Annotated in this window: 1 protein-coding gene; it reads right to left on the reverse strand. The window is 39.7% G+C overall.

The window, feature by feature from the left end:
- The coding region (locus WA407_RS26865) for a helix-turn-helix domain-containing protein (RefSeq protein WP_336078745.1) at positions 1-244 on the reverse strand (244 nt) is incomplete at its 3' end.
- Positions 245-282 lie beyond the last annotated feature (38 nt).

The following is a 282-nucleotide window of genomic DNA, read 5'->3' on the forward strand; positions in this document are numbered from 1 at the left end:
TTTTCTTTGAATTCAGGGCGTCTATTCCATGTTCATTGAATTGACTACGCCATTTCCTAATGACTCCAGGTGAAGAAATTTTGAAAATGACAGCTGCTTCATTCGGAGACGTCCCATTCTCGTTCATGTAGTTAAGTACGTCTAGTTTATATGCCGAGGAGTAAGCTGTATAGGTTTTTTCAAAAGCTTTTACCCCGTGAGATTCGTATTGCCTAATCCACATACGTAAAGCTTCATGATTCATCCCTAATGATTGTGCAATGCTTTTGACTCCCTCAGTAC

It is taken from the genome of Paenibacillus sp. 203, from assembly GCF_037027525.1.
GTDB lineage: Bacteria > Bacillota > Bacilli > Paenibacillales > Paenibacillaceae > Paenibacillus > Paenibacillus polymyxa_B.